2 protein-coding genes are annotated in these 1,135 nt (G+C 63.1%); both read left to right on the top strand.

Annotated features, from left to right (window positions below):
* Positions 1 to 655 (top strand): alpha-ketoacid dehydrogenase subunit beta (locus tag ABT116_RS48900; protein WP_351648058.1); only part of this gene is annotated, 655 nt, incomplete at its 5' end.
* 2 nt (positions 656 to 657) lie between these two features.
* Positions 658 to 1,135 (top strand): biotin/lipoyl-containing protein (locus ABT116_RS48895; RefSeq protein ID WP_351648056.1); only part of this gene is annotated, 478 nt, incomplete at its 3' end.

The following is a 1,135-nucleotide window of genomic DNA, read 5'->3' as shown; positions in this document are numbered from 1 at the left end:
GGCCAGAACCCCGTTGGTGGTGCGAGGCATGATCGGCGCCGGCTTCTCCGCCGCTGCGCAGCACTCTCAGTCTCCGTACAACGTGTTCGCCGCGGTGCCCGGCCTGAAGGTGGTCGCCCCGTCCAACGCCTACGACGCCAAAGGCCTACTCATCCAGGCTATCCGGGACGACGATCCCGTTGTGTTCTGTGAGCACAAGGTGCTCTACGACCTCAAAGGCGAAGTGCCGGACGAGCCCTACGCGATTCCGTTCGGCGTCGCCAACTACACCAGGCAGGGCGACGACGTCACGATCATTGCGTTGTCCGCAATGGTGAACCGCGCCAACGACGTAGCGGACAAGCTGGCAGCTGAGGGTATTTCGGTCGAGGTTGTCGATCCTCGTACCGTCTCACCATTGGACGAGGACGGCATCCTCGAATCCGTCGCATCGACTGGAAGGGTCGTGATCGTCGACGAATCTGCCGCACGCTGCGGTTTCGGGCACGATGTGGCCGCACTGATCGCCACCAAGGGATTCAACTATCTGAAGGCGCCGATCGAACTGATCACGCCGCCGCACACGCCGGTTCCGTTCTCACCGACTCTCGAAACAGCCTGGCTGCCTGACGCGGCGCGCATCGAAGAGTCGGTTCGCAAGCTGGTGAGAGCCTGATCATGGCTGACATCAAAGCTATCGACATCCCCAAATGGGGGCTCTCCATGGAGGAGGGGTTGGTCAACGCGTGGCTCATCGAGGAAGGTGACTCGTTCACCAAGGGCCAGTTGATCTGTGAGATCGAGACCAGCAAGATCACCAACGAGCTGGAGGCGCCGTTCGACGGTGTTCTCCGCAAGATCGTCGGCACACCGGGGCAGACTCTGCCCGTCGGCGCCGTGATCGGTGTGTCCGCCGATGCGTCCACGACGGATGCGGAGATCGAGCAGTTCCTCGCCGCCCGCGGCGCAACAGCGCCGGCGGAAGAGCCGTCACCGTCACCAGCTGCCGAACCGGCGGCACCTGCGACACCTACGGCTACGTCGGCTGCGAAGGTGGTTGCTGTGGCAAAGCCTGCACCAACCGGTTCCACCGTCGTACCGAGTGTTCTGCAGGGCACGACGCAGAGCGACGTGTTTGCGAGTCCTCGAGCACTCC

The organism is Streptomyces sp. NPDC002130 (assembly GCF_040296465.1).
Taxonomy (GTDB): Bacteria; Actinomycetota; Actinomycetes; order Streptomycetales; family Streptomycetaceae; genus Streptomyces.
Note: the sequence above shows the minus strand (reverse complement) of the source record. Positions and strands in the feature narration are given on the sequence as shown.